This is a genomic window from Robiginitalea aurantiaca, assembly GCF_030380815.1.
Lineage (GTDB): Bacteria > Bacteroidota > Bacteroidia > Flavobacteriales > Flavobacteriaceae > Robiginitalea > Robiginitalea aurantiaca.
The window spans coordinates 787,250-813,249 of sequence record NZ_JAUDUY010000001.1 but is presented as its reverse complement, the minus strand read 5'-3'; the positions used below and the strand labels follow the sequence as shown (position 1 = coordinate 813,249).

Genomic DNA, 26,000 nt, shown 5'->3' with positions numbered 1-26,000 from the left:
GGGGGAATGATCCCGAACTCCGGCTGGAGTTTGCCCGTCACCTGATCGCGGCCTCGGTCATGGCGGCCCCCGGAGCTATTGTTATTTCCAAAATGCTCTATCCACAAACGGAAGCTGTGGATAATGAAATCAGCATATCTTCTGAAAAAATTGGTAGCAACCTTCTCGAAGCCATCGCCAACGGGACGACAGAAGGACTGAAACTGGCGGTTAATGTCGGTGCTATGTTACTGGTCTTTATCGCCTTTATCGCCATGATAAACGGAATACTGGGCTGGGTGGGTGATGTGACCGCACTCAATGGTTGGATCACTGCGAATTCCTCCTATGAGGCGCTTTCTCTGGAAGCCATTTTGGGAGCCGTCTTTGCCCCTTTGATGTGGCTTATCGGTGTGAGTTCCAGTGATGTCATGATGATGGGCCAGCTTTTGGGGATCAAGCTGGCGGCCAGCGAGTTTGTAGGGTATATCCAATTAGCCGAGCTCAAGGATTTGAACAGTCCGATTCACCTGGGGTACCAGAAATCCGTAATTATGGCGACCTATATGCTGTGTGGGTTTGCCAATTTCGCATCTATCGGTATCCAAATTGGCGGTATTGGCTCCCTGGCGCCCGGTCAGCGAAAAACCCTTTCAGAGTTCGGACTCAAGGCGGTCTTGGGGGGTACCCTGGCATCATTGCTCTCAGCAACACTGGCTGGAATGATCCTTGGATAGCGTACAAACCGCATTTTCACTTTTACAAAATAGGTTGATAACCTGTGAAAAAAAGGCCGACGGCAGTTTCGGGGGATCAGGATGAATTTTTAATTTTAACCGCTGAGCCAAAAGCCTAATTCAAGCCTTTATGAAACAATATCACGACCTTCTGAATCACGTCCTGCGTCATGGAACCCTTAAATCGGATCGGACGGGAACGGGAACGCTAAGTGTTTTTGGATATCAGATGCGTTTTGATCTCAGTGAAGGTTTTCCGCTGGTTACCACTAAAAAAATCCATGTAAAATCCGTGATCCACGAATTGCTCTGGTTTCTGAAAGGGGATACCAATGTGCGCTACTTACAGGAAAACGGAGTGCGCATCTGGAATGAATGGGCAGATGAGCACGGGGATCTCGGTCCGGTTTACGGCCAGCAGTGGCGAAACTGGAACGGGGAAGACATCGACCAGATCAAACAATTGCTGCATACCCTTCGCACGAATCCGGATAGCCGGAGAATGCTTGTGGCTGCATGGAATCCGTCTGTCTTACCGGATACGGGGGTTTCTTTTTCGGAAAATGTTGCCCAGGGAAGGGCGGCCCTGCCCCCCTGCCACGCCTTTTTTCAATTCTATGTAGCGGATGGAAAACTCTCCTGCCAACTCTACCAACGCAGCGCGGACATTTTTCTCGGAGTGCCCTTTAATATTGCCTCTTATGCGCTTTTCACACTGATGATCGCCCAGGTCTGCGGACTTCAACCGGGCGAATTTATCCACACCTTTGGAGATGCCCACATCTACAACAACCACCTCGAACAGATTCACCTGCAACTCAGCCGGGACCTAAGGCCACTGCCCACCATGAAGCTTAATCCCGAAGTCAAGGACCTCTTCGCCTTTCGCTTCGAGGACTTTACGTTGGAGAACTACGATCCGCACCCCCATATTAAAGGGGTCGTGGCGGTTTAGGAATTAGCCTGATGGAGCTGAATCGGAGAGCCCCCTTTTGCACACAGCCCCAATAAAAAACCCCGCCGGACGGCAGGGTTTTCTCGCTTTGTACTACGTTGATTTACAATTCCAGAACGGCGTTCTCCGATCCGGCAAAGTCGTTCCACTGGTAACGGTCAGCAGCTTCGTCGTTAACAAACTCCCCATCGATCAGATAGCGGAATTCGAAAGACTGCTCCTTAGGGAGGTCAAAAGTCCCTTTAAAGGTACCATTTTTAAGTTTTTTCAGCATGCTTCCCTTTGGATTCCACTCATTGAAGTCTCCAACGACAGCTACTTTTTTAGCATCTTCTGCAGGTACGGTAAAAGTTACCTTACACACAGGTTTAGATTTAAGGTATTGTTTTCTAATTGCCATGATTAATTAAATTTCAGCATTGAGGGAACAAAGCAACAGATAAAACCCCTAAAAGACAATTCGTTAGAAAATTATTATGGATTTCGTAAAATAAGAATTACAATCTGTTAATCTTGTCAAAAACACCGGGGCGAGATTGCGAGGTTCACAAGTATTACGGACCCGTTTTCAGCACTTCAATCAGTTTATCAAGGTCATTTTCTGTGTTGTAACAGTGAAAACCGAACCGAATTCCTCCCCCTCTGGCAGAACAGATAATATCATGTGCTTTTAAATGCGCATAACGACCCCCAGGTTCGGGAATATTAAATATCATACTATGGCGTTCCCGATCGGACACAAATGATGGCAGCATTCCGAGATCCCCGAGGGCTGCCCTTACCTTCTCACTTAGCGCGCAATTATATTCATCTATCGCAGTCATCCCAAGATCTTCCAGGATCCCGAGTGCGTAATTCAGGCTTCCAAAGTTCAGCGTATCCAGGTGGCCCGGCTCAAAACGCCTCGAAAATGAAATGCGATCCTTTTTGGATAAGTCGGCATTTACGGAATTGAATCCTGTCGAGACTACCCGGATCCGGGGCCCGGCAGTTTCGCTGAAAAGCATAAATCCATTCCCGTTTCCGCCCAACATCCATTTATAACCACTTGCCCCCAGAACATCTATGCCGGAATCCTCAAAGTCGAGATGAAAGGCACCCGCATACTGTGTGGCATCGGCAATGATTAGTACCTGGGGAAAGCGCTGTTTTATTTTTTTGAGGAATTCAGGGGTGATAAGCACCCCGTTTACCCATTGTACAAGAGAAACCGCGAGAACCGTTACAGGGGCCTCGGAAAGAGATTCAGATATCCGCTGCTCCAGGCCCTCACCAACGGATATCTCATCCACAGCAAAACCCCGGCTTAGAAAAGGCCAGGTGAGCGAAGGATAATCCCCTTCCAGCGTCAGGATGCGGCTATCTACGGCAAGCCCCTCAAGGAGGAGGTTCATCCCAAGGGAGAAATTCGGGACAAGGCTGATCCGTTCAGGTGGACAATTAAAAAAAGTGCCGAGATGGTTCCGGGTATCTTCAAGGATGGACAGGGCTCCGATCTTCATCCGGCTGCCCCCAATGAGATAATCCAGGTCGTGTTCATGCCGCCACTCCATCAAACCATCGTGCAACAACCCCCAGGCAGCTGTATTCAAATAAGTATACTGATCCAAAACAGGAAAATGCGTGCGAAATCTGGAAAATTCATCCATATGAGGTACGTTGGAAAACTGTTATCTTTGTTTTAAAGATAGGCATTCGGATGTTTTCAAAGCAAAAAAGGGGGACTACTCTGGATCGCGAACAGCACGAATTGCTGGAACATGCCCAGAAACGAATCCGCCAGAAAAAGGCAGTTTTTCAGCATTTTATTATTTTTCTGATCGGGGTTGTATTCTTTGTAGTGACCAATAAGATTCTCAAGATCGGAGAACCTCATAACTGGTACGTCTGGGCTGTGATGATTTGGGCTTTTATCTGGATCGTACATCTGGCCCAGGTTTTCATTACGAACCCGTTACTCAGTACTGAGTGGGAACGCACCCAGCGGGAACGGCTCCTTGAGAAACAAAAAGAACGCATTCGCAAACTCGAGGCTGAAATCGCAAAAGAGCATCCCTTACCTGAAATCCCACCAAAAGAAGAACTGTGAAAGACCTTATCCTGATAGCTGCCGTAGGGGAATCCAATGAATTGGGAAAAAACGGAGACCTGCCCTGGCACCTGCCCGATGACTTTAAGTACTTCAAGGAAACTACAACGGGGCATCCCATGATTATGGGGAGAAAGACCTTTGACACCTTTCCCAGGCCGCTTCCCAACCGACAGCACGTTATCATAAGCCGAAACAAGGCCTATACGGTAACCCATAAGAATTGTATGGTGGTGCATTCTTTGGACGCCGCCCTGGATGCTGTTTCCGAAAGTGAGCAGGTCTTTGTCATCGGTGGGGGAGAAATCTATAAACAAGCCCTGCCCCTGGCAACCCGAATTGAACTCACGCGGGTACACGGCACCTTCGAAGCGGACACCTACTTCCCTCAGATCGATTCAGAGAAATGGGTGCAAGTACGCAGTACCTTTCATCCCGCTGACCAAAGGCATAAATATTCCTTTACGTTTCAAAGCTTTATTCCGCGAATTAATCCTGAAGGAGAAGTACATTAGGCTTGTGGCCGAGCCAATGCAGCATTTGATTTGCAATGGCCGGATCCCCATTGGTATACACCTGATGGTCCGGAGGGGTTTCCGCTGTGCGCAACAAGTCTTTCCCGGATAGGACAGCCTGTGTCTGAAGTGCCACTGCCAGACTGCAATCCACAATTTTGACCTGGTCCGGAAGTATTTCTTTGAGTTGGGGGATCAGGAGCGGATAATGCGTGCATCCAAGGACCAGGTGGTCGATTCCTGCATCCAGCATCGGGCTCAGTAAGGCTTGTAAATGAGCTTTCGTCCGGGGGCTCTTTAAATTTCCGGATTCGATCAGTCCGACCAGGCCCTCTCCCTCCTGTTCTATCACCTGTATACCGGCTGCATACATTCGTGAAGTATTCGCAAAAAGAGCACTGCTAAGGGTCCCGCGTGTCGCAAGCACACCAACACACTTGCTTTCCGATCCTAGGGCAGCTGGCTTTATCGCCGGCTCAATCCCGATAAAGGGCAACTCATATTCACGCCTGAGCACCCCTATGGCATTTGTTGTTGCCGTATTACAGGCTACTACGATCAGTTTACACCCCTTCCCGATCAGCCACTCTGTATTCTTTCTGGAAAGATCGAGAATTTCATGATGGGATTTTTCCCCGTAAGGTGCATGGGCACTATCGGCCAAATAAACGGTATTCTCATTGTTCAGAAGATGCAACACCTCCTGGCGAACCGTGAGGCCACCGAGACCTGAATCAAAAAAACCAATGGGCGCATCTCGCATCTTAGCTGGACATCTCTTGGGTAAAAATAAAAAACCACCCGTAGATCGCGGGTGGTTTCTATCAATATTTAAGCAAGGTTCCTAGAACCCGAGTTCTGTTTTAACATCGGGGAGAATATCCTTACCCCTGGCTACGATAACCCCTGAGCCCGGACTTGCATCTACGACGTAATCGTATCCCTGTGCTGCAGCAACCCGCTCAATGGCTTCTTTGGCTTTCTTTGAAATAGGCTCAAAAAGCTCTGCCTGTTTCTGAGAAAGTTCCTGTTGAGCCGCCTGCTGGGCTTCTCCGATGTTTCGCTCAAAGCCCTGCAATTCCAAAGCGCGCTTTTGATTCTCTTCCTGAGACATGGTGCTGGCTTCGTTATTGTATTGGGTGAGCTTGTTCTTCAATTCATCCAGAGAGCTCTGAATATCCGCCCTGTAGGTTTCCTCCAGCTTCTTTAACTCTCCCTGTGCTGTAATCATCTCTGGCATTGCGGACAGAAGGTCCGTCACATTGATGTGGGCAATCTTGCTTTGCGCTTGTACAAAACTTGTGGCGGCGATAAACAATACGACTGCTACAACTACCTTTTTCATTTGTTTCATGATCTGTAATTTGATATTTGAGTTACTAATAAAATGTTTGTATCGTTAGTTAATGGTATCCTTTTTTACTTCAGGAGTTGCATTTCGCTCGCCCTCTTTACTCTTTCGGCGTGCTTCCCGTTCCTCCAATAATTTTTTCCTTCGGGCCTCATAGGCTTTCCGCCTTTCTTCCCTGAGCTTTAATTGTTCAGCCTTCTTTTCTTCAGCGGTTTGAGCCCTTGCCTCAGCTGCCTGCTGGGAACGCTGTTCTCTTTCCAGTACGCCTTCCGAAACAGGCTCTTCAACATCCTCATCCTCAAACTGGTCGAGGCGGTCTGGCTGTGTTTTCTTTGGGGCGCTTATCCGTCGGGTCCTCGAAATCCCCCGAAGCACCAACTCGCTGATATCGTGCCTTTTTTCGGAGTACAACATTACAACATCCGCAGATTTATCGAAAATAAAATCATACTTTTTGTTTGCACCTATTTTTTGTACCTCGCTGAAAACCTGATCCTGGATGGGCTGAATTAATCGCTGCTTCTGCAGCACCAAATCCCCCCGGGGCCCAAATCGATCCTGTTGATAATCCAGGAGTTCCTTTTCCAGTATTTCTATTTCCTCTTCACGTTCCAGGATCAGTTCGTCGGTGAGTAAAACCCGTTCTGCTTCAAGATCCTGTCTTAATTGGTCAATGTTCCGCTGGCGCTCCTCCATTTGCCCTTTCCATTGCATCACCTTGTTGTCCAACTGCTGATTGGCCTCCCGGTACTCTTCTACATTCTCCAGGATGTACTCCATATCCACATATCCGATACGCACCCCCCTCTGGGACATCACCATCCCCGAAATGAGGAAAGCAAAGATTAATAGCAACGTATCTCGTTTCTTCACTGAACTGCTAATCAATAGAAAATATCGTGCCAAAATTAGTATTTCTTTTAAAATGAACTACTTACTCATTCAGCGCTATAGGTGAAGACAGGGCATGGATTAGAATTGTTGCCCAATTATAAAATGCGTTTGCCAACCGCTGGGGCCCCTTCCGACAGAAGAAGGTCTGAGGTCCTCGTCAAAGCCATATCCAAAGTCAATTCCCAATAGTCCGAAAGCAGGCATAAATATCCTGAGCCCAACTCCCGCTGATCTTTTTAATGCAAACGGATTAAAATCCTGAAAATTGTTGAAGGAGTTACCAGCCTCTAAAAAGGTGAGGGCATAAATAGATGCTGTTGGCTTTAATGTAAGTGGATATCTCAATTCAAGGGAGTACTTATTATAAACAATCCCCCCCTCTTGTTGCTGGGTGATCGGGTCTACAGGGGTAAGGGAATTGTTCTCATATCCCCTGAGCTGGATAACTTCTCGTCCGTCCAGCGTAAAATTCCTTCCCAGTCCGTCTCCCCCAAGGAAAAAACGTTCAAAGGGCACCTCTCCCACATCGGGGTTGTACGATCCGAGAAACCCGAATTCAATGTTCGTCCGCAGTACCAGTTTACCCACGACCTGGGTATACCAGTCCCCTTTGAACTTGATTTTATAATATTCCAGCCATCTGAATCGCTCCTGATCCACAGCTTCCAACTCAGCCTGCTCAGCTGGGGTCAGCGTTAAGCCCTGTTGAGCCCGCTCAACCTGCAAAGTCTCAAGCTCCTCACTCCGTGCCTTAAGGGATGCGAAATCCTTATTACTGAACAGCGAGTACGGAGGAGTGAATTTTGCAGTCACCTCAAAAACACTTCCCCTAAGTGGGAAAATAAGCCCGGGCCCGGCAGAACTCCTGGAGATCCCAAAGGTGTAGGCAAGGGAGTTAGAAGATCCATTTCCGAAGTTAAAGAGTCCGGATCTGTAATTTTTAAAGTCGTATAGTTGATAGCTTAAAGCATGTGAGACCGTGAAATAATCATCAGGCCATTGCACCCGCTTCGCCAAACCGGTTGAAATTCCGGTAACCGAGAATTGCTGGTTCTTGTCTACCTGAACCCGGCCATTCTGGTCAAAAGAGGCCAGGAACTGCTGTGTTCTCGACAGTGAGAGGTTAAAACGGACCGGTTTACGACCTCCAAGCCAGGGTTCTGAAAAATTCAGAGAGTAAACACGGAAGGTCCTGCTCGCCTGAAGCCTGAGGGCAAATGTCTGCCCATCACCCATGGGTACGGGTTTATAGGCCTTACCGTTAAAGATATTCTGGATTGAAAAGTTGTTAAAAGACAGGCCAAGGGTTCCGATAAAACCACCACCCCCGTAGCCACCCTGTAATTCGATCTGGCTTGCGCCGGATTCAACAAGGTCGAATCTGAGGTCTACCGTTCCATCATTCGGATTGGGGTTTTCGATTTCCGGCCGAATTTGTTCTGCGTCGAAAAACCCGAGCTGACCCAGTTCCCGAACCGACCGAATGATGTCATCCTTGCTGTACTTCTGTCCCGGGCGGGTACGAATTTCCCTGAAGATAACATGGTCATTGGTTTTTTCATTTCCATTGACTGCAACCTTATTCAAAAAGGTTTCCTTTCCTTCAATAATCCGGATTTCGAAATCGATGGTATCGTTCTCTGCGGAAACCTCAACAGGGTTGATTCGCGAGAACAGGTATCCGTTATTCTGGTATAAATTTGTGATATCCTCCCCATCGGGTTTTGTATCGTCAGCAATGCGCTCACGCAGCAGAACCCCGTTATACGTATCTCCTTTTTTGATTCCGAGCACCTGTGAAAGCTGCCGGTCGGTGTAAACACTGTTTCCGACAAAATCAATCTCGCCAAAATAATACCGGTTTCCCTCCTCAACTTTGATCCGGACATCGATATTGCGGTCATTGACTTTTTCAATGGTATCCATCAGGATACGGGCGTCACGGTAGCCGCTTTCGGCATACGCATCACGCACGGAATTCAAATCCTCCTGATAGTCGTCCTCAATAAATTTTGATTTCTTCCAAAACCGCCCGAAGAACTTTTGCTTGGTATTCTTCATGGAACCGCGCAATTTCTTGGAAGAGAGCTTTTCGTTGCCTTCAAATTCTATACTCCGGACTTTTACCTTGTCTCCTTTGCTGACATTGATAACCATGTTCTGAGAATTGATCTCAGTAGTATCCGGACTCGTTGCGATGGTAACGTTCGCATTTAAAAATCCGTCTTTCTGGTATTTGGTTTCGATGTAATTTTTGGTGTTGGCAATAAGGCTTGCCGTAATTTTTTTGCCTTTTTTAAGGTCCGTATCATTGGCCAGGTCGTCTACTTTACCCTTTTTGACCCCGTAAAAAGTAACATTGGAAAGCGTCGGTCGTTCCTCTACATGAAGCTCGAGGAAGATACTGTCATTTCGAACGCCGGTGTAATAAAATTCTACATCAGTAAAGAGTTCTAGGCTCCAGAGCTTATTAATGACCTGGCTGATCTCATCTCCGGGAACCGTAATAGGCTGGCCTTCCCTGAGACCTGTATACGTTTTAACGGTTTGTTCGTTATAACTCTGGAGTCCTGTCACTTCGAGACCTCCCAAGATATACCTTCTGCCGTTCTGGTAGGAAACATCCTGTGCCGTAGCCTGAAACGTCGTCAGGTAAGCCAGTAATAAAAGAAGACTCAGTGGCAATACCCCCCGCATACCACTAGTTAAGTTGTTCGCTCGTTTTTCCAAATCTACGTTCTCTGTTCTGGTAGTCTTTAAGTGCCTCAATCAGGTGCTGTTCACTGAAATCAGGCCAAAAAACCTCTGAAAAATACAGTTCTGCGTAAGCAATCTGCCAAAGCAAAAAATTGCTTATCCGATATTCCCCACTGGTACGGATGAGCAAGTCTACGTCTGGTAAATCGTGCGTGTAAAGATGATTATTAATAATGGTTTCATCAATATTGGCGGGTGAAATTATGTTATTTTTAACTTTGGATGCCAGGGCTTTAAAAGCGGTGGTCAATTCTTCTCTGGAGCCATAACTCAGGGCCAGTGTAAGCGTCATGGAAGTGTTGTCTTTAGTCTGCTCGATAACATCTTCCAGCTCCTGCATCGCTTTTTCGGGAAGCGTGTTGATCCGACCAATGGCGTTGAGACGGATATTATTCTCATGCAGGGTTTTCAGCTCTTTTTTCAGGGAGGCAACCAGTAACCGCATCAGTGTATCCACTTCCAACTTAGGACGTTTCCAGTTTTCGGTACTGAAAGCATAGAGGGTCAGGTACTTAATACCAATTTTTGCAGCGGATTCAACGGTACTTCGAACGGCCTTTACACCGCTTTCATGACCAAAGACCCGCATCTTACCGCGCTCCTTGGCCCACCGACCATTGCCATCCATAATGATGGCGAGGTGCCCCGGGAGGGGCCCCTTCTGTATTGATTCTATAGTGTTCATCGTTCTCTAACTACTCAAAGCAATCCTGACAGGGCTTCCTGCCAAAAGTATACGTCAGGGTAATTCCTGAAAAAACATACCAATCATCGCTAAAGACATTTCCAAATCGAAAGTCCTCGTAAATCGTTCCTTCCGGATTGCTCGCATCCAGGTTATCTGTAAAGGTATACCTGGCACCTATTTCTGCCCCCAAAATAAAATACTGACTGATCCGAAATTTCGCCCCAACGATCATCGGTATCGCCATCGATCCATCGCGCTGGTTTAAATCAATCAGAGTGCCGGCATCAAAATAATTAAAATCATATCTGAAATAGGTTAACCCTGTATACAGATAGGGGGTAAATGCCGGCCCCAGTTTGTGGAGGTTGTATTCCACGAAATTAAATTCCAACCCAGCCGAGAACTCCATTACGGAATTATCCATGCTCAGCCCGCGTTGCTCTCTGGAAGACATACCGGATTTTGCATCATCTGCCGTGAAACTGCCATAAATCACATGGCCCCTCCAGGCGTAGCGTTTACTCTTATTCCATTTGAACAGCGCTCCAAAAGCGGGTCCTGACGGGGCGATATAACTCGTACTTCCAACATCTCCGATATTGTTGGCACCACCACCAAAAACACCTACCTCATAGGTTTGTGCCCTAACGAGCCCTGTCAAAAGCAGGAAAAGAACAGCAATACTGATCCTCATCTATTCCAAAAGTTTGCAAATATAGCAATTTCAATACCTCCGCGGCAGGAATGCAGCTACATTTCTTTACTCTTTTTTAACAGGGTTTATACGTATTTATTGCCCGGTGTGCCGGTCAATTCCGGCGGTCCTCACCCCAAAGGAGTTTATTGCGTATGGTTTTCAGGAAGCTTTCCGAAGTGAATTCGACCATTCGTATGGTGAAGTCGGCCTTTTGAACGATAATTTCGGTTTCATTCTCAACACTAACCAGACGTGAATCGAACGATAAGAGATGCTGAGACTCCCTTCCGCTTACGCGGAGTTTAATCTGTGTTTCATCTGAGATGACAAGGGGCCTCGCGTTGAGGTTATGGGGTGCGATAGGGGTAATGACAAGGGAACGCGTCGTTGGCATGATAACTGGCCCCCCGCAACTAAGGGAATAACCCGTTGACCCGGTTGGAGTTGCGATGATCAGGCCGTCGGCCCAGTACGAGGTGAGATACTCTCCGTTCAGGTGGGTTTCCACGGTAATCATCGAGGTGGTATCCTTCCGGCTAACCGTAATCTCATTGAGTGCGAAATTCAACGCGTTACCTTCAGGAGGCTGTCCCTGGATGGTCGCGGAAACCAGTCGGCGATCTACAAGCTGGTATTGTCCCTCGGCAAATTCGCTGAGCATCTCCCCGATATGTTCTTTTTTCCCTATGGAGAGAAAACCGAGCCGACCCGTATTGATCCCCACAACAGGCACCCCCAAATCCTTAATAAAGGTAATAGCCCGTAAAATCGTACCATCTCCCCCCACACTGATCATCAGGTCAAAACTCGCATCGAGACCGTTATCGAGGGAAAACACATCGGAGACCGCTTCACGCGGGCCGATTAACCGGGCAAATTCTGCCTCTACCACAACGGTGGCATTGTATTTGGAGAGTTCGCGGAACAGGCTGGCAAGGGGAGCTTCGATCTCCGGACCATAGGCCTGACCATAGAGCGCAACCTTCATGGGCTACACATTTAAATATTTATCGAGGTAATCGGAGCGCTGCCTGAGTTCCTCCAGGAATCTGTCCTCAGTGCTTCCCGAGATGATGGTATAATGATACCTGCGAAAAGTCTGCAGGACTTCATTGATATTGGCATCGCTTATTTTCAAGGTTATCTGAGCTGTTTCATTTTCGATGGTGGTAATAAATGCACCGAGCAAACGGGTATTGTTTCCTTCGACGATCTGTGCAATCTCACTGAAACTATACTCCCTGAGATTCTTTTCTACTACAAGAATGGATCCCGGCTCAGTGAAAAATGGCATAGCTGTAAACAGTTCCACGATATCGTTGAGATCAAAGTATCCGACTACCTGTTTTTTGGGGCCGATCACCGGCAGAATATTCGATTCATTCCGGGTAAAAACTTCAAGTACATCCAGCCAGGTCGCCTCCGCCGTTACGGAAAAAGAATCCAATTGATAGCGAAATTCTTCAATAAGGCTGGTTTCCTGAAAGCTATCCAGGTCGGCCTCCCCAAGTAAACCCATGAACTGGCCGTTTTCAGTTATGGCCACATGGGAATACGTAGAGTGCGTAAAGAAGTGGATAACCTCTTTCAGGGAATCCTCCACCTCAAAAACGGGTATCGTACCTATAATGTAATCCTGCATCTGCATACTTCGCTTCCTTATTGCAAATTACTAATTTTTAGACTGCAAAAGGCATACCGAATTTGTATTTTTACAGGCCTGTAATTCGATAAACCCTATAAAATGGTGCGATTAAGTGTGAATGTGAATAAAATTGCCACCCTGCGCAATGCACGGGGTGGCAATATGCCCGATCTGCTAAAGGTAGTCCGGGACATCGAAGCCTTTGGGGGTGAAGGTATTACCATCCATCCACGACCAGATCAGCGCCATATCCGGTACCAGGATGCCCGGGACCTGAAGAAAATAGTCCGTACCGAATTAAACATTGAAGGGAATCCGATTCCCGAATTTCTGGACCTGGTTCTCCAGGTACGTCCAGATCAGGTTACCCTGGTCCCAGATGCCCCGGATGCCATAACTTCCAATGCAGGATGGGACACCATTGCCCATCGCGATTTCCTCAGAGAAGTCATCGGAAAATGCCGCAAGGCCGGAATCCGAACCTCAATATTTGTGGATCCCGACCCAGAGATGATCCGGGGTGCGGCAGAAACCGGAACAGATCGGGTGGAATTGTACACTGAAGCCTATGCCCGTGAGTATCCCACGGATCCGGAGGGTGCCGTTAAAGCTTACAGAACAGCAGCAAATATCGCCCACGAGGTAGGTTTGGGATTGAATGCCGGCCACGATCTCAGCCTCGAAAACATAGCCTACTTCAAGAATCAAGTACCTCATTTACAGGAAGTTTCCATAGGACATGCCCTCATTTGTGAATCCCTGTATCTGGGCCTTGAAAACGTGATCAACATGTACAAAAACAAATTACGCTGATGGAACTCCTGCATTCAAATGTCCTTGGACAGGGAGACCCTCTAATTGTGCTGCACGGGTTTTTGGGCATGTCCGACAACTGGAAAACCCTTGGTAAAAAATATGCCGCCAACGGATATGAAGTTCATCTAATAGATCAGCGGAACCACGGCCGAAGTTTTTGGTCCGAAGATTTTGACTACTCCGCAATGGCAGCGGACTTGCTGCAATACATGGACTCTAAAAATCTGGACAGGCCAATCATCCTTGGCCATTCCATGGGGGGGAAAACAGCTATGCACCTCGCTTGCAGTAACCCGGATCGCGTATCGAAACTCCTTGTTGCAGATATCGCCCCAAGGGAATACCCTCCGCATCATGAATACATCCTCAGGGCACTGGAGGCGTTGCCGCTCGACCAATTGAAGTCGCGTTCAGAGGCCGATGAAGCCTTATCGGAAACCATTGAAAACTGGGGCATCAGACAGTTTCTGCTTAAAAACCTCTATTGGAAGGCTCCGGGTGAACTCGGGTTACGTATAAATCTCGCCGTCCTTAAAAATAAAATGAAGGAAATTGGCGAACCACTGGGTGAAGGGTTCCGATACAAGGGTCCAACGGCATTTATCAGAGGCGGAGCTTCTGATTATGTATCCGATAGCGACCGTTTGCTTATCCTCCAACACTTCCCCCGGGCAGTAGTCATTACACTTGAGGGCGCAGGTCACTGGTTGCATGCAGAACAGCCGGAAGCCTTCCTTAGGGAGAGCCTGAATTTTATGAAATCCTGAATAAAACGCACTAATTATTATGCATGCATACTTTTTTAAGGGTGTATATTGCGTGTGCGATAATTTTACATATTTTTGAACTTATACTGAAACTACCTAATTGATCATAAACGAATTCAAATTAGAACCTATGAAAAAGAGTCTGGCCATAATGGCATTTCTGGGCTTATTCATCTCCTCTTGTAGCAATGATGACAGCCCTTCAGATCCGGGAGGAGAAATTCCCACCAATCCCATTGAGTATACCAGTGGATCTGCCGACCTGAGTAATTTTGTATCTGTTGGAAATTCCCTTGCAGCAGGAGTCTCTGACCAGGCACTTTTTATTGAAGGGCAGGAAGCTTCCTTTCCTTTGATGATGGCATCGAGTTTTTCTGAAGCCGGAGGTGGCGATTTTACAATTCCATTTATGTCTGACAATCTTGGAGGACTAAATATTGGGGGGCAGCAAAGATTTCCAAATCGTTTGATTTTAGATTTCACCACAGGTTCGCCAACTCCGACACCTGTTTCCGGTACTCCGACCACAGAGGCCACAAGTGTCATTGGGGGCCCTTTCAATAATATGGCCGTTCCGGGTGCTAAGAGCTATCACCTTTTGGCGAATGGTTATGGAAATGCGGCAGGCCTGGAAGCAGGCCTTGCAAACCCGTATTATGTCCGTTTTGCGAGCAGTCCGTCGGCTAGCGTCCTGGGGGATGCACTGGCACAGAACCCGACCTTCTTTTCACTTTGGATCGGATCAAATGACGCCCTTTTTTATGCTATTTCCGGGGGTTCAGGCACAGACCAAACCGGCAACCTGGATCCGAGCACTTATGGCAGCAACGATATTTCAGACCCTCTGGTACTGGCTAGTGCCTACAACACCATTTTAGAGCGACTAACGGCAAATGGGGCAAAAGGGGTCATCGCTAATATTCCAGATATTAGCCAAATCCCGTATTTCACGACCGTTCCTTTTAACCCATTGGACCCGACCAATCCCGCATTTGGCCCTCAAATTCCAGCCCTCAACGATCAATTTGCTGCGTTAAATAATGTTTTTGCTTTTCTGGGAGTCCCCGAGCGGTCCATTGTTTTCAGCACGGATGCGGCCAGTGCCCTGGTTATTAAAGATGAATCCCTGACAAACCTCTCAAATGAAATTACAGCTACCTTAATCGGCGGTGGTCTTGACGCTCCAACCGCTACAGTATTGGGCTTACAGTATGGACAGGCAAGGCAGGCAAATGAAAATGACCGAATCGTTTTTCCGAGCCAGACGGTAATTGCGGAACTCAATGAAGAGAATTTTGCGTTTTTACAGAGTATAGGTGTTCCACCGCAGACGGCTGGTCAGTTATCGGTCAACGGAATAACATTTCCTCTTGAAGACCAATGGGTCCTGACGCCAGATGAACAAGATGCCGTAACCACTGCCGTTGATGCGTACAATCAGAATATTTCAGCCCTCGCCCAACTCTACGACCTCGCATTTGTTGACATGAAAGCCTTTTATAACCTGGTTGAGACTGAGGGAATCCCGCTTTCAGATGGCAGTGTCGTAACCGATGTTTACGCAACAGGCGGAGGCTTCTCCCTGGACGGGATTCACCCTTCTCCAAGGGGATATGCACTCGTTGCCAACGAGTTTATTAAGGCCATAGAAGAAAAATATGGAGCTGTCCTTCCCAAAGTGGAACCTCTGGATTACAAAGGACTCTACATCAACTAATTCAAAATTTTATTTTATCTTAACGGGCATCCCTTCAAAGGGGATGCCTTTTTTGTAAAATCGAACCACACCTATGAAATTCATACTTCGACTTCTCCTTAGCGCACTAGCCGTTATTCTCCTTGCCAACATCCTGCCCGGGGTAGATGTCAACGCTTTCGGCAGTGCTGTAATTGTAGCACTGGTACTCAGTATTTTAAATCTATTGGTCAAACCAATTCTGGTCGTACTGACCCTTCCTGTAACCATCCTGACACTCGGTTTGTTCCTGCTGGTCATCAATGCCCTGATTATCCTTCTGGCGAGCTCTCTGGTGTCTGGTTTCCAGGTAGATGGATTCTGGTATGCATTGCTTTTTTCACTCCTGCTCTCCGTACTGGAGTCTATTTTATTTGCCTTCCTGAAGGAAGACTCTAAATAGGAAGTTAAAGATTGACATCCAGCGGGTTGAAAACTTGTCGTGTTGGTTTAAATGCCCTACTTTTGCACGGTTTCTTTAAAAGCTGATTCATGAATATTACCAAAGAGCAAATAGACCCCCTGAACGCCGTTCTCAAAGTAGAACTTTCACGTGAGGACTATCAGGGGAAAGTAGATACAATCCTCAAGGATTACCGGAAAAACGCCAACATTCCAGGCTTCAGAAAAGGGCAGGTACCCATGGGCCTGATCAAGAAGCAATACGGGAAGGCAGTTCTGGTGGACGAGGTAAACAAATTGCTTCAGGACAACCTGAACACATACCTCACCGAGGAAAAACTGGACGTGCTTGGGAATCCGCTTCCCAAACAACAGGATAATTTCAATTGGGATGCCGATGAACTTGCCTTTGAATTTGAACTCGGCCTCGCCCCGGATTTCGAAGTTTCCCTGACCCCTAAAAAGGGTATCCCCCATTTTAAGATTATCGCAGATAAAAAGATGATCGATGATCAGGTGGATCGCATTCGAAAGCAATACGGAAAACTCGTAGCCCAAAGTGAAGTCGGCCCCGATAACGAGGTGACGGGTACTTTTGAAAACGAAGCTGCCGAAATCAATCACAAAACGACACTTGAACTTTCTAAACTGAAAAGCAAGAAGGCGCTTAGTGCACTGAAGGGGAAAAAATCGGGAGATACCGTTACCCTTAAAACCAAAGGGCTCTTTAAAGAGGATTTTCTTTTGCCGGGAATGCTCGGGATCCCCAGGGAAAAGGCTGAAGGCCTCGATATCGAGGTGAATTTTACAATAGAGGAAAGTAACCTTCGTGAACCTGCAGAACTCAATCAGGAACTTTTTGATAAGCTATTCGGGCCTGACAAAGTTCATTCTGAAAAAGAAATGCGGGACAAAATCAAAGAAGATAGCGAAGCGCAGTTTCAGCAGCAGTCGGACCAGAAGCTTCTCAACGATGTGACTGAAAAGCTGATCGAGAACACCAAATTTGACCTGCCCACTGAATTCCTGAAAAAATGGATGCAGAACACAGGCGAAAAAGTCCTTACGGAAGAGGAGGCAAAAGATGAGTTTGAGCGTTCCGAAAAGGGCCTGAGGTATCAATTGATCGAAGGCAAGCTGATCAAAGAGCACGGCCTGGAATTGCAGTTTGAAGAGCTCAGGGACTATGCGAAAAACTTCATCCGTTCGCAAATGGCGCAATACGGCCAGACCGATCCCAAGGAGGAAGACCTGGATGGAATTGCTGCCCGGGTGCTGAGTAACCAGGACGAGGTTAAAAGACTTTCCGAACAACTGATGAGCCAGAAACTTCTTGATCTTTATAAAGAAAAAGCGAATTTGAAAACAAAGGAAGTCACCTATGACAATTTTGTCAAGGAGGTTTACGGCTAAGTAGCGCAAAGCGCTGCCTAAACGGAGTGACCTGCTTTTAATGTTGACAAATTGAGTATCTTTACGGTGCCGGATCAGTTCGTTTCGGCACCTTTTTTTTAAGAAATAAAACCATTAGTATACTACATGGACTACGCTAAGGAATTCAAAAATTTTGCCGTTAAGGATCAGGGGATCAACAGCCTGTACGTTGAACCACTGCTCCAGAGCATGTACCCGGTTGGAATGACCCCAAACATCATTGAGGAGCGGCAGCTCAACGCTATCGCCATGGATGTGTTTTCACGTTTGATGATGGACCGCATCATCTTCCTGGGAACCCCTGTGACAGATCAGGTAGCCAACATTATTCAGGCACAGCTACTTTTTCTGGCCAGCGCCGATTCCTCCAAGGATATCCAGATTTATATCAACTCACCTGGTGGAAGTGTCTATGCAGGTCTTGGCATCTACGATACCATGCAATTCATAAAACCCGATGTAGCGACAATTTGCACGGGAATGGCCGCTTCAATGGCTGCGGTGTTGCTATGCGCCGGAGAAAAGGGGAAACGCAGCGGGCTTCGCCATTCAAGGGTTATGATACATCAACCCATGTCCGGAGCACAGGGACAGGCCAGCGATATCGAAATCGCAGCAAAGGAGGTAATCAAGTTAAAAGATGAGCTCTATGAGATCATCGCTTCCCATACCGGACAGAAATTCGATAAAATCTATGAAGACAGCGACAGAGATTTTTGGATGAAAGCGAAGGAGGCCCTGGATTATGGAATGATCGATGAGATCCTGGAGCGTGAAACCGACTGATTTCAGGTGACCTGATTCCACAATAAGGCAATTTTTGTGAGATCAGACGTTTAATTTACATAAGGTCAAAAAGAAATGGCTAAAGAAAACCTTGAGTGTTCATTTTGCGGGAGGAAAAAACCGGAAACTAACCTGCTGATTGCAGGTCTGGATGCGCATATCTGTGATCGGTGTATTGAGCAGGCTCACGGAATTGTAGCTGAAGAATCACGTCAGTCTAAAAACGAGGATCTCTTTTCGGAACTGGTGCTTAAAAAGCCCATGGAAATCAAAGATTTCCTGGACACCTATATCATAGGTCAGGAAAGGACCAAAAAGGTAATGTCCGTTGCCGTTTACAATCATTACAAGCGTTTATTACAGCCCCCATCCAAGGATGACGAGGTAGAAATACAGAAGAGTAACATCGTTATGGTCGGGCAGACCGGAACCGGGAAAACACTGATGGCCAAAACCATCGCCCGTATGCTTAATGTCCCCCTGGCCATTGTGGATGCCACCGTGCTGACCGAGGCTGGCTATGTAGGTGAAGACGTGGAAAGCATCCTTACCCGTCTGCTGCAGGCGGCCGACTACAACCTCGAAAAGGCAGAAAGGGGTATCGTATTCATAGATGAAATTGATAAAATAGCGCGAAAAAGCGATAATCCTTCTATTACGCGCGATGTTTCAGGGGAAGGCGTACAGCAGGGTCTGTTAAAATTACTCGAGGGAACCGTAGTGAATGTCCCGCCCAAGGGAGGTCGCAAACACCCGGACCAGAAATTCATCGAGGTGAACACTGAGAATATACTCTTTATCGCCGGTGGGGCTTTTGACGGTATTGAACGAATTATCACCAAACGGCTGAATATGCAGGCCATAGGGTATAGCGCCTCAAAGAACGAATCGACCCTGGATAAGGAAAATGTGCTGAAGTATATTATCCCCAAAGATTTAAAGGAATTCGGGCTGATCCCTGAGATTATTGGGAGATTACCTGTTCTGACGCATATGGAGCCCCTGGACCGAAAAACATTACGGGCGATACTTACCGAGCCTAAAAATGCCATCATCAAGCAGTACGAAAAGCTCTTTGCTATGGATGGTATCTCCTTTACGATTACGGAACAGGCACTGGACTACATTGTCGATAAGGCTATAGAGTACAAACTCGGGGCACGTGGCCTTCGCTCATTATGCGAAGCGGTTTTTACGGACGCCATGTTTGAGTTGCCCAGTACGGATATCAATGATTTCAAGGTATCGAAACCCTATGCCGAGGAGAAGCTGTCCTTTGAAACCATGAACAAGCTCAAAGCAGTTTCCTAGAGTCCCTGATATTGTTTCCTAAAGGATTCCTCCAGGAGTTCCTGGCATACTTTCTGAATCACTTTTTCATCGGAATACATTTCCCTTCCAAAGCGCGGAACGACCTCCAGGGTTACCCCGGTTTGTGCAGCCCAGTTGCTTGAAGGTTTGTCATCCATGTATTCTCCATAAAGCACCTTTACCGGACACTTTGACCCTTCGGCCTCACGGTGCAGGTTCATGGGTGAGATAGCGTAGATCGATTTGGCCTGCAGCCCTTTCCTGACGGCATTCCAAACCACGGTACCCCCTGCACAAAACGCAAGGTAGTGGGCGGGTTGGCGTTCTTTGGCTACCAGGTTTTTGACCGCCCGTTCCAATCCGCCTTCATTAAAGGCTGTGGTCAAACTCATTGCGGTAGGATGGCTGACATCCAGGTCTGCGAGCTGGGAGGTATCGTAATACGAAATATCAAAATACTGTTGGAGATAACCCAGATAGGAAGTAATCCAAAGGCCTTTTCGCGGCCCCCATAAATCGGATAAAATAACGAGTCTTTCGGACATGGTTTTGAGGCTTTTCAGAAGGGAAAACTGATTCTTAAGTCTTCACAAGTTGCCTAAAGCCTCACATGAAGCCACAAGAATCGGACTAGTGGATGGAAATTCTCGACATACTCCGGATCCCTGTCCCAAGCCCTGTCATTTAGCCATTACGGCCACTCTTTCAATCCCCGGAAAAATCCGTTGAAATGCTAAAAGCGCTTCACTATGGAAACCCCGCAACGGGGATAAAAAAATTCATCGGAAATCCAGGTCCATAAATTTTCCAGTTGGGGCGTGTCATACAGATTTGTAGTCAGTCCGATTCCCACATAGGCTTCAATACCCCAATGCTTGCCAAAGACCCATTTTGCCCCATAAGCCATTCCGGCACCTAAATCCCAGGCAATAGCATTACCGGAGCCCTTTTCGTCCCGGACCCGGGTATTTGACCCCAGCATAAAGTTGCCTTCGAGGAAAAAACCTTTATATCCCGTTTTTCCAAAGTATACCCTCATATAGGGAATGAGCGAAAAATTCCACGGGAATGAATCCCCGAAAAATATCATCCCATCATCCCTGAAAGCGACATATGAAGAAAGTCCAATTCCCAGCCTTTTCCCAACCCACCGTTCATAACTCATCTCAACCGTACCTTCTGCCAGATACAACGCGTTTAGCTTGAGCTCGTTTTTACGTATATCCTGGAGGGACTGAGCCCCCAGATTCATAACCAACATCAGAATACTCAGCGTAAAGAAGGTCCGAATTTCCATAACCCTTAGTTGTGCAGGTCAATCTATACAAAAAGGAACGGACTCGCCTCCGGAATTTTGCACAGATCATAAATCCGGACAACCCCATCGAGGCTTTAGCACCCTTCTATGGCAGGCAGGAAACACAAAAATTGTATGGATAACTTGCTGAAAACTTAAACTCGTGCGGCTCCTACCTGCATGGCGAGGAGTTCCTCCAGGAGGTCGCGCTGGTTTGAGAGCCTTGGGACTTTATGCTGTCCGCCCAACTTTCCCCTGGATTTCAACCAGTCATAAAACAGGTTGGGTCTCGCCTTATGGATTCTCGGTGGGTTCAGGGTCATGTTTTTGTATCGTTTCGCCTCGTAGTCCGAATTAAGGGATTTCAGTACCTCATCCAGGCAGGCACCAAAAGTTTCGAGGTTCTCCGGGGGTTTCCGGAATTCGATAAGCCACTCGTGTGCGCCCTGGTTTTTGCCATCCATAAATACAGGCGCCACCGTGTATTCTGCGATCAGCGCCCCTGTTTGGGCACAAGACTTTTCAAGGGCCGCTTCTGTATTTTCGATAATCAATTCTTCCCCAAATACATTTATATGGTGTTTGGTGCGGCCTGTGACCCTTATCCGATATGGGTTGGTGCTCGTAAAACGGACGGTGTCACCGATCTGATAGCGCCACAGCCCGGCATTGGTAGTAATCACAATGGCGTAGTTAATACCTGTTTCTACTTCCCATAATGGGACGACTTTCTGAGAAGGCGTACCGTAGGATTCCATGGGGATAAACTCGTAGAAAATACCATAATCCAGCATCAACAACAGGTCCTGGCTGTTATTCTGGTCCTGGATGGCAAAAAATCCTTCAGAAGCGTTATATATTTCGTAGTACTTAAAATTCCCGCCTGGAAGTAACCGCCCGTATTGCTCCCGATATGGATTAAAATTCACGCCTCCGTGAAAATAGACCTCGAGTTGGTCCCAGACCCCAAAGAGGTCTTCCTTGCCCGTTTTTTCAAGCACCCGATTCAGCAGCACGAGCATCCATGAAGGAACACCAGCCAAACTGGTGACGTTCTCCCGAATACTTTCCTCAATGATGGCTTCGAGTTTTTCTTCCCATTCACCCATCAGAGAAACCTTATTGCTCGGCGTACTGCTCAACTCGGCCCAGAAAGGCATGTTGTCGATCAGGATTGCCGAGAGGTCTCCGAAAAAGGTGCCGTTATCCTCATAGAGTTGCTTACTCCCCCCGAGTCTGAGGCTCTTTCCTTTAAATAATTGGGAATCCGGGTTGTTATTCAGATAGAGGCAAAGTAAATCCTTTCCGGACTTATAATGGCAGTCCTCCAGGGCCTCGGAACTCACCGGGATAAACTTACTTTTGGCATTGGTGGTTCCACTGCTTTTGGCAAACCAACGTATCTCCGTAGGCCAGAAAATATTTTGCTCCCCCCTTCGTGAACGCTCAATCAGGGGTTCGAATTCTTCATAAGTGACGATGGGGACCCGGGATGCAAAAGTTTCATAGGACGAGATATCCTCAAACCCGTATTTCAGTCCCAAGTCTGTCTCATCAGCAAATTCAAGGAGTTGCTCCAGCACTTCCTGTTGTACTTCCCCGGGGTACTTTAAAAACAGTTCAATTTGGTGATACCGCTTTTTGAGCAACCAGGAGGCGATAGAATTAAAAAGTGGGATGGGCATTTTCGTATCTTTACAATCTATCTTGAGAGCTGGCTAAAGATACCATTTAATCCTATTTCTTAAAACACATTAGCATGCAATACGAAGGGGTTCTGCGGAAAATGCAAACAGAATTTAAAGACCCTGTGGCATATTATCTTGTTTTTCCCGAGGATTTCATCCATATGAATCTCCTTCTGGACCGCGGGCTTTCCATTCGTTTTCTCAAATACCAGTGTCTGGGGTGCGGTGCGGATTTGCCCATTTTCAGGCAGGGATATTGTAAAAATTGTTTTTTTGAACAACCGCAGGCCGGGGAATGGATTGTTCACCCGGAACGGAGCAAGGCGCATCTGGGGGAGGAAGACCGGGACCTCGAATATGAAAAAAAGGTTCAACTACAACCCCATATCGTTTATTTGGCAAACTCGAGCAGCGTGAAAGTCGGGGTTACCCGCAAATCCCAGGTGCCGACGCGATGGATCGATCAGGGAGCACATGAAGCCATAGAAATTGTCGAGACCCCTAACCGCTATCTGGCAGGGATCACTGAGGTTGCCCTCAAAGAGCACGTGGGGGATAAGACCCACTGGCGCAATATGCTGACCAACCGGGTTAAGGACGAAGATCTCTTCGCTTGGAGGGAAAAACTAAAGGGTTACATCCCGGACGAAGCCTTGGATTACTTTATTGCGGATACCCGGGAGACCGAGATTCACTTTCCGGTCCTCAACTATCCTAAAAAAGTAAAAAGCCTGAATTTGAATAAGACACCCGAATTCAGAGGGACGCTGAAAGGAATCAAAGGGCAGTACCTCATTTTTGAGGACGATACGGTTTTTAATATCCGGGGGAATGAAGGCTATTACGTGGCTTTAGAAATCCTGTGAAATACTTAGTGTTTCCTGGATTTTCAGAAATCCAGGGCTATTTCTTCATTTCGCTTTAAATTGAACCTTCGTCGAAACAGATAGACAAAGAAATACAGCAAGGGTGTATCCAGGAATGCAATGATTATTTTAAAAATCACTCCGCTGATCACCAGTCCCGAAAACATCGACCAGGGGAGCACCCCAAATACACAGAGCAACCCTACTACGGTAGTAGTATCGATAATCTGAGATGAGAAAGTCGAAAAATTATTCCTGAGCCAGAGGTATTTGCCATCAGTGAGGCGCTTCCAGAAATGGTAGATTGCGATGTCTACATATTGTGCAAAGAGGTAGGCGATCATCGAGGCCAATACGGCGATGGGCGAAAGCGCAAAAACCCTGCTGAAGAGGGCATCATCCACAGGGGAACCCGGAATCGCAGGAACGTAATTTGCAAGCAGCACAATTCCCATAGAAAAGAATGAGGCAAAGATGCCCGCAGTCACCACGCGGTTCGCTTTTTTCTGCCCGTATATTTCTGAAATCAAATCCGTAATCAGGAAAGTGATCGGATACGGCAGAATGCCTACGGAAATCTCGAACAGCGGCGCGCCAAAAAGGGTTACATCCCCAAAAGGCTTCCAGTAGAAGAATTTCTGAAATATAAGGTTGGAAACCACCAGTGAGGTTATAAACAGGGCTGCGAGATACAGATAGATCCGGTAGGCCGTACGCTGGTCTTTTGAACTCATGACCTAGTTGATCTTTAAAATAAATGGCATACGGGCTTGTATACCTTCCTGTTTCAGGAGTTGTTTTAAAGCCATGATTGTTTCTCCCCATTCCGGACCCAACTCAGAGGTGATTACCTGATCTGCGCTCACCTGCCCACCTCCAAGATCTTCCATAAGGCGCTCCAATCCGGTTTTGTACCTGGGGAGTATCTGAAGTTTAAAATCGGTAATCCCAGCCATTTCAGCGGCTAATTCCAGGGCTTCAGGCATACCTCCTAAATCATCGACCATACCATTCTCAAGGGCCTGTTTGCCGCTCCAAACCCTTCCCTGGGCGAGGCTGTCGGCCTTAGCCAGGCTTATCTTACGTCCCTCAGAAACCCGCTCCAGGAACATCTGATAGGTATCTTCAATCCCATCCCGGAGTACCTCGCGGAAATCCTCGCGCATGGGCTCAAATAAAGAGTAATCCATGGAATAATGGTGGGTCCCCACCTGTTCGGCATTAATCCCTACCTTCTCCGAAATCCCGCTTAAATTGGGTACGGTTGTGAAAACCCCGATTGAACCTGTAATGGTATTGGGTTCTGCTAAAATTATGTCGCCACCTACAGCCATATAATAGCCACCCGAAGCGGCAATATCACTAAGGGAGACGACGACGGGCTTTGCCTTCCGGGTCAGTTGCAGTTCCCTCCAAATGAGTTCAGAGGATAGGGCACTCCCACCGGGAGAATTTATACGGACCACCACCGCCTTTACATCCTTATCCTCTCTGGCCTTGCGAAGGGCCTTGGTCATTTTCCCCTGACCGATAAACTCAGGACTGCCTTCCCCATAAAGGATTTCCCCCTGGGCATAGATTACCGCAATCTCATCCGAACCCTTGTAAATCGGACGTTTCCGGGAATACCGCATATAGCGCTGCAATGTTATGAACTCCGGATGCTTCCCTTTACCTCCACTCTCCCTCAGCAGCTTGTCCTCATAGGTGTCGGCATACACCAGCGCATCGACCAGCCTGGCGTTCAGGGCCATTTCAGGATTCCGGCCTCCAAGAGAATCCGCGAGCTGATCCAGGGTAGCGGCCGGAATGTTCCGGCTCTCCCCGATCCCATCCCTCATACTTTCCCAAAGGGACTGGATAAGGCTGCTCAGCTGCTCCCGGTTTTCCGGGCTCATTTTATCGGAAAGGAAGGGCTCTACCGCACTTTTGTATTTCCCATGCCGAACAACCTCCATTTTCACACCGGATTTCTCCTGAAAATCCTTGAAGAACAAAACTTCCGCAGCCAGGCCCTTAAAATCGAGGTTTCCGGCAGGGTTGATAAAGAGACTGTCAGCTACAGAGGAGAGATAGTAATCCTTCTGGGTATAGAAATCCCCATAGGCGTAAACGAATTTTCCCTTAGCCTTGAAATCCTCCAGGGCATCGCGTATAGCCTTGGCCTGAGCCATGCCTGACATCAGATAAGGACTGCTGATACTAATCCCCTTTATACGGTCGTCTTTCCCGGCCACTCCGATGGCCTGCACAATCTGGTCCAGCCCCATTTTAGGTTCAAAGAATATCGTAAAAGGATCGTCCGGATCTGTAGTAGAGTGCTCAGACACCGGAAGCGGAAACTCGAGCTTAAGGACCGAATTGGGCTTTACCCGGACCTCGTCTCCCACACTTGCCAGGGAGGCGAAAATTAAAAACATAAAAAACAGGATCCCAAGGGCAAAAAGGGTCCCGAGAATGGACGCCAGCAGATTTCTCAAAAAGGCCATAGCAATTTCTTGATGTATCGGTCAAAGATACGGATTCATAGTAACTTTCTGTGGTTCCTAAAAAGAGGCAACCCACCAAACGCAAGGGTATAAACCATCAGT

General features: G+C 47.4%; 27 protein-coding genes. 12 read left to right on the top strand and 15 right to left on the bottom strand.

The window, feature by feature from the left end; all coding sequences use genetic code 11:
• Nucleotides 1-716, top strand: a 716-nt coding sequence (locus QU605_RS03535) for a nucleoside transporter C-terminal domain-containing protein (protein ID WP_289723875.1), incomplete at its 5' end; no start/stop codon positions are given.
• 130 nt (nucleotides 717-846) lie between these two features.
• Nucleotides 847-1,671, top strand: coding sequence for a thymidylate synthase (locus QU605_RS03530; RefSeq protein ID WP_289723874.1), 825 nt, complete (start codon nucleotides 847-849; stop codon nucleotides 1,669-1,671).
• 103 nt (nucleotides 1,672-1,774) lie between these two features.
• On the opposite strand, the gene QU605_RS03525 is transcribed toward QU605_RS03530, so the two are convergent.
• Both QU605_RS03525 and QU605_RS03520 read right to left on the bottom strand, forming a co-directional pair.
• Entirely contained in the window at nucleotides 1,775-2,071 is a 297-nt protein-coding gene (locus QU605_RS03525) for an isoamylase early set domain-containing protein (RefSeq protein ID WP_289723873.1), read from the bottom strand.
• Nucleotides 2,072-2,225: 154 nt separating this feature from the next.
• On the bottom strand, nucleotides 2,226-3,320 hold the full coding sequence (locus QU605_RS03520; protein ID WP_289723872.1) for an aminotransferase class V-fold PLP-dependent enzyme: 1,095 nt from the start codon (nucleotides 3,318-3,320) through the stop codon (nucleotides 2,226-2,228).
• Between the two features lie 50 nt (nucleotides 3,321-3,370).
• Here QU605_RS03520 and QU605_RS03515 point away from each other — a divergent pair, with 50 nt between their 5' ends.
• Together QU605_RS03515 and QU605_RS03510 are read left to right on the top strand one after the other, a co-directional pair.
• A complete protein-coding gene (locus QU605_RS03515) occupies nucleotides 3,371-3,760 on the top strand; it encodes a 2TM domain-containing protein (protein ID WP_289723871.1) in 390 nt (129 codons plus the stop codon).
• Nucleotides 3,757-4,275, top strand: a complete 519-nt coding sequence (locus QU605_RS03510) for a dihydrofolate reductase (RefSeq protein WP_289723870.1) — start codon at nucleotides 3,757-3,759, stop codon at nucleotides 4,273-4,275. The genes QU605_RS03515 and QU605_RS03510 overlap by 4 nt, the downstream gene beginning before the upstream one ends.
• On the opposite strand, the gene murI is transcribed toward QU605_RS03510, so the two are convergent.
• The 8 genes from murI to QU605_RS03470 form a co-directional block, all read right to left on the bottom strand.
• The gene (gene murI, locus QU605_RS03505) at nucleotides 4,250-5,038 is read right to left on the bottom strand and encodes a glutamate racemase (RefSeq protein ID WP_289723869.1); all 789 of its coding nucleotides are present in this window, start codon (nucleotides 5,036-5,038) and stop codon (nucleotides 4,250-4,252) included. The genes QU605_RS03510 and murI overlap by 26 nt on opposite strands.
• A gap of 81 nt (nucleotides 5,039-5,119) precedes the next feature.
• Nucleotides 5,120-5,629 (bottom strand): OmpH/Skp family outer membrane protein, encoded by a 510-nt coding sequence (locus QU605_RS03500; RefSeq protein ID WP_289723868.1) that lies wholly within the window; start codon nucleotides 5,627-5,629, stop codon nucleotides 5,120-5,122.
• A gap of 45 nt (nucleotides 5,630-5,674) precedes the next feature.
• Nucleotides 5,675-6,448: an OmpH/Skp family outer membrane protein gene (locus QU605_RS03495; RefSeq protein ID WP_289723892.1), complete on the bottom strand. Its 774-nt coding sequence runs from the start codon at nucleotides 6,446-6,448 to the stop codon at nucleotides 5,675-5,677.
• Between the two features lie 150 nt (nucleotides 6,449-6,598).
• Nucleotides 6,599-9,217 (bottom strand): outer membrane protein assembly factor BamA, encoded by a 2,619-nt coding sequence (bamA, locus tag QU605_RS03490; protein ID WP_289723867.1) that lies wholly within the window; start codon nucleotides 9,215-9,217, stop codon nucleotides 6,599-6,601.
• A 4-nt stretch (nucleotides 9,218-9,221) separates the two neighbouring features.
• Nucleotides 9,222-9,962, bottom strand: a complete 741-nt coding sequence (gene uppS / locus QU605_RS03485; RefSeq protein WP_289723866.1) for an undecaprenyl pyrophosphate synthase — start codon at nucleotides 9,960-9,962, stop codon at nucleotides 9,222-9,224.
• A gap of 10 nt (nucleotides 9,963-9,972) precedes the next feature.
• The gene (porG, locus tag QU605_RS03480; protein WP_289723865.1) at nucleotides 9,973-10,659 is read right to left on the bottom strand and encodes a type IX secretion system protein PorG; all 687 of its coding nucleotides are present in this window, start codon (nucleotides 10,657-10,659) and stop codon (nucleotides 9,973-9,975) included.
• A 115-nt stretch (nucleotides 10,660-10,774) separates the two neighbouring features.
• Complete coding sequence (locus QU605_RS03475; protein WP_289723864.1) at nucleotides 10,775-11,650, bottom strand: NAD kinase; 876 nt, start codon at nucleotides 11,648-11,650, stop codon at nucleotides 10,775-10,777.
• 3 nt (nucleotides 11,651-11,653) lie between these two features.
• Nucleotides 11,654-12,310, bottom strand: coding sequence for a CBS domain-containing protein (locus QU605_RS03470; protein WP_289723863.1), 657 nt, complete (start codon nucleotides 12,308-12,310; stop codon nucleotides 11,654-11,656).
• Between the two features lie 96 nt (nucleotides 12,311-12,406).
• On the opposite strand from QU605_RS03470, the gene QU605_RS03465 reads away from it, so the two are divergent.
• From QU605_RS03465 to clpX, 7 genes are all read left to right on the top strand, one after another.
• The gene (locus QU605_RS03465) at nucleotides 12,407-13,120 is read left to right on the top strand and encodes a pyridoxine 5'-phosphate synthase (protein ID WP_289723862.1); all 714 of its coding nucleotides are present in this window, start codon (nucleotides 12,407-12,409) and stop codon (nucleotides 13,118-13,120) included.
• The gene (locus tag QU605_RS03460) at nucleotides 13,120-13,890 is read left to right on the top strand and encodes an alpha/beta fold hydrolase (protein WP_289723861.1); all 771 of its coding nucleotides are present in this window, start codon (nucleotides 13,120-13,122) and stop codon (nucleotides 13,888-13,890) included. The genes QU605_RS03465 and QU605_RS03460 overlap by 1 nt, the downstream gene beginning before the upstream one ends.
• A gap of 130 nt (nucleotides 13,891-14,020) precedes the next feature.
• Nucleotides 14,021-15,607, top strand: coding sequence for an SGNH/GDSL hydrolase family protein (locus tag QU605_RS03455; protein ID WP_289723860.1), 1,587 nt, complete (start codon nucleotides 14,021-14,023; stop codon nucleotides 15,605-15,607).
• Between the two features lie 73 nt (nucleotides 15,608-15,680).
• Nucleotides 15,681-16,028 (top strand): phage holin family protein, encoded by a 348-nt coding sequence (locus QU605_RS03450; RefSeq protein ID WP_289723859.1) that lies wholly within the window; start codon nucleotides 15,681-15,683, stop codon nucleotides 16,026-16,028.
• Between the two features lie 89 nt (nucleotides 16,029-16,117).
• Entirely contained in the window at nucleotides 16,118-17,440 is a 1,323-nt protein-coding gene (gene tig / locus QU605_RS03445) for a trigger factor (RefSeq protein ID WP_289723858.1), read from the top strand.
• A gap of 126 nt (nucleotides 17,441-17,566) precedes the next feature.
• Nucleotides 17,567-18,247, top strand: a complete 681-nt coding sequence (gene clpP, locus QU605_RS03440; protein WP_289723857.1) for an ATP-dependent Clp endopeptidase proteolytic subunit ClpP — start codon at nucleotides 17,567-17,569, stop codon at nucleotides 18,245-18,247.
• Nucleotides 18,248-18,322: 75 nt separating this feature from the next.
• Nucleotides 18,323-19,558 carry an ATP-dependent Clp protease ATP-binding subunit ClpX gene (clpX, locus tag QU605_RS03435; protein WP_289723856.1) on the top strand — a complete coding sequence of 412 codons (1,236 nt, stop codon included), beginning with the start codon at nucleotides 18,323-18,325 and terminating at the stop codon, nucleotides 19,556-19,558.
• On the opposite strand, the gene QU605_RS03430 is transcribed toward clpX, so the two are convergent.
• The 3 genes from QU605_RS03430 to QU605_RS03420 all read right to left on the bottom strand — a co-directional run bounded on the left by QU605_RS03430 (nucleotide 19,555) and on the right by QU605_RS03420 (nucleotide 22,540).
• Entirely contained in the window at nucleotides 19,555-20,103 is a 549-nt protein-coding gene (locus QU605_RS03430; protein ID WP_289723855.1) for a hypothetical protein, read from the bottom strand. The two genes, clpX and QU605_RS03430, sit on opposite strands and share 4 nt — an antisense overlap.
• 188 nt (nucleotides 20,104-20,291) lie before the next feature.
• Nucleotides 20,292-20,855: a DUF3575 domain-containing protein gene (locus QU605_RS03425; RefSeq protein ID WP_289723854.1), complete on the bottom strand. Its 564-nt coding sequence runs from the start codon at nucleotides 20,853-20,855 to the stop codon at nucleotides 20,292-20,294.
• A 155-nt stretch (nucleotides 20,856-21,010) separates the two neighbouring features.
• Nucleotides 21,011-22,540, bottom strand: a complete 1,530-nt coding sequence (locus tag QU605_RS03420; RefSeq protein WP_289723853.1) for a GH3 auxin-responsive promoter family protein — start codon at nucleotides 22,538-22,540, stop codon at nucleotides 21,011-21,013.
• A 74-nt stretch (nucleotides 22,541-22,614) separates the two neighbouring features.
• On the opposite strand from QU605_RS03420, the gene QU605_RS03415 reads away from it, so the two are divergent.
• Nucleotides 22,615-23,409: a DUF2797 domain-containing protein gene (locus QU605_RS03415; RefSeq protein WP_289723852.1), complete on the top strand. Its 795-nt coding sequence runs from the start codon at nucleotides 22,615-22,617 to the stop codon at nucleotides 23,407-23,409.
• Nucleotides 23,410-23,432: 23 nt separating this feature from the next.
• Here QU605_RS03415 and QU605_RS03410 read toward each other — a convergent pair whose 3' ends face one another.
• Both QU605_RS03410 and sppA read right to left on the bottom strand, forming a co-directional pair.
• Nucleotides 23,433-24,143, bottom strand: a complete 711-nt coding sequence (locus QU605_RS03410) for a queuosine precursor transporter (RefSeq protein WP_289723851.1) — start codon at nucleotides 24,141-24,143, stop codon at nucleotides 23,433-23,435.
• A 3-nt stretch (nucleotides 24,144-24,146) separates the two neighbouring features.
• Entirely contained in the window at nucleotides 24,147-25,898 is a 1,752-nt protein-coding gene (sppA, locus tag QU605_RS03405; RefSeq protein WP_289723850.1) for a signal peptide peptidase SppA, read from the bottom strand.
• Between the last annotated feature and the right edge of the window lie 102 nt (nucleotides 25,899-26,000).

What these genes read in the sequence shown, in the direction of transcription:
- clpP (WP_289723857.1), top strand. Translation starts at nt 17,567, where the DNA reads ATGGACTACGCTAAGGAATTCAAAAATTTTGCCGTTAAGGATCAGGGG.
- QU605_RS03430 (WP_289723855.1), bottom strand. Translation starts at nt 20,103, where the DNA reads ATGTCCGAAAGACTCGTTATTTTATCCGATTTATGGGGGCCGCGAAAA.
- bamA (WP_289723867.1), bottom strand. Translation starts at nt 9,217, where the DNA reads ATGCGGGGGGTATTGCCACTGAGTCTTCTTTTATTACTGGCTTACCTG.
- QU605_RS03420 (WP_289723853.1), bottom strand. Translation starts at nt 22,540, where the DNA reads ATGCCCATCCCACTTTTTAATTCTATCGCCTCCTGGTTGCTCAAAAAG.
- QU605_RS03425 (WP_289723854.1), bottom strand. Translation starts at nt 20,855, where the DNA reads ATGGAAATTCGGACCTTCTTTACGCTGAGTATTCTGATGTTGGTTATG.
- QU605_RS03415 (WP_289723852.1), top strand. Translation starts at nt 22,615, where the DNA reads ATGCAATACGAAGGGGTTCTGCGGAAAATGCAAACAGAATTTAAAGAC.
- QU605_RS03455 (WP_289723860.1), top strand. Translation starts at nt 14,021, where the DNA reads ATGAAAAAGAGTCTGGCCATAATGGCATTTCTGGGCTTATTCATCTCC.
- QU605_RS03460 (WP_289723861.1), top strand. Translation starts at nt 13,120, where the DNA reads ATGGAACTCCTGCATTCAAATGTCCTTGGACAGGGAGACCCTCTAATT.
- QU605_RS03475 (WP_289723864.1), bottom strand. Translation starts at nt 11,650, where the DNA reads ATGAAGGTTGCGCTCTATGGTCAGGCCTATGGTCCGGAGATCGAAGCT.
- uppS (WP_289723866.1), bottom strand. Translation starts at nt 9,962, where the DNA reads ATGAACACTATAGAATCAATACAGAAGGGGCCCCTCCCGGGGCACCTC.
- clpX (WP_289723856.1), top strand. Translation starts at nt 18,323, where the DNA reads ATGGCTAAAGAAAACCTTGAGTGTTCATTTTGCGGGAGGAAAAAACCG.
- QU605_RS03470 (WP_289723863.1), bottom strand. Translation starts at nt 12,310, where the DNA reads ATGCAGATGCAGGATTACATTATAGGTACGATACCCGTTTTTGAGGTG.
- QU605_RS03515 (WP_289723871.1), top strand. Translation starts at nt 3,371, where the DNA reads ATGTTTTCAAAGCAAAAAAGGGGGACTACTCTGGATCGCGAACAGCAC.
- QU605_RS03530 (WP_289723874.1), top strand. Translation starts at nt 847, where the DNA reads ATGAAACAATATCACGACCTTCTGAATCACGTCCTGCGTCATGGAACC.
- QU605_RS03520 (WP_289723872.1), bottom strand. Translation starts at nt 3,320, where the DNA reads ATGGATGAATTTTCCAGATTTCGCACGCATTTTCCTGTTTTGGATCAG.
- QU605_RS03450 (WP_289723859.1), top strand. Translation starts at nt 15,681, where the DNA reads ATGAAATTCATACTTCGACTTCTCCTTAGCGCACTAGCCGTTATTCTC.
- QU605_RS03465 (WP_289723862.1), top strand. Translation starts at nt 12,407, where the DNA reads ATGGTGCGATTAAGTGTGAATGTGAATAAAATTGCCACCCTGCGCAAT.
- QU605_RS03525 (WP_289723873.1), bottom strand. Translation starts at nt 2,071, where the DNA reads ATGGCAATTAGAAAACAATACCTTAAATCTAAACCTGTGTGTAAGGTA.
- porG (WP_289723865.1), bottom strand. Translation starts at nt 10,659, where the DNA reads ATGAGGATCAGTATTGCTGTTCTTTTCCTGCTTTTGACAGGGCTCGTT.
- QU605_RS03410 (WP_289723851.1), bottom strand. Translation starts at nt 24,143, where the DNA reads ATGAGTTCAAAAGACCAGCGTACGGCCTACCGGATCTATCTGTATCTC.
- murI (WP_289723869.1), bottom strand. Translation starts at nt 5,038, where the DNA reads ATGCGAGATGCGCCCATTGGTTTTTTTGATTCAGGTCTCGGTGGCCTC.
- QU605_RS03500 (WP_289723868.1), bottom strand. Translation starts at nt 5,629, where the DNA reads ATGAAACAAATGAAAAAGGTAGTTGTAGCAGTCGTATTGTTTATCGCC.
- sppA (WP_289723850.1), bottom strand. Translation starts at nt 25,898, where the DNA reads ATGGCCTTTTTGAGAAATCTGCTGGCGTCCATTCTCGGGACCCTTTTT.
- QU605_RS03495 (WP_289723892.1), bottom strand. Translation starts at nt 6,448, where the DNA reads ATGGTGATGTCCCAGAGGGGGGTGCGTATCGGATATGTGGATATGGAG.
- tig (WP_289723858.1), top strand. Translation starts at nt 16,118, where the DNA reads ATGAATATTACCAAAGAGCAAATAGACCCCCTGAACGCCGTTCTCAAA.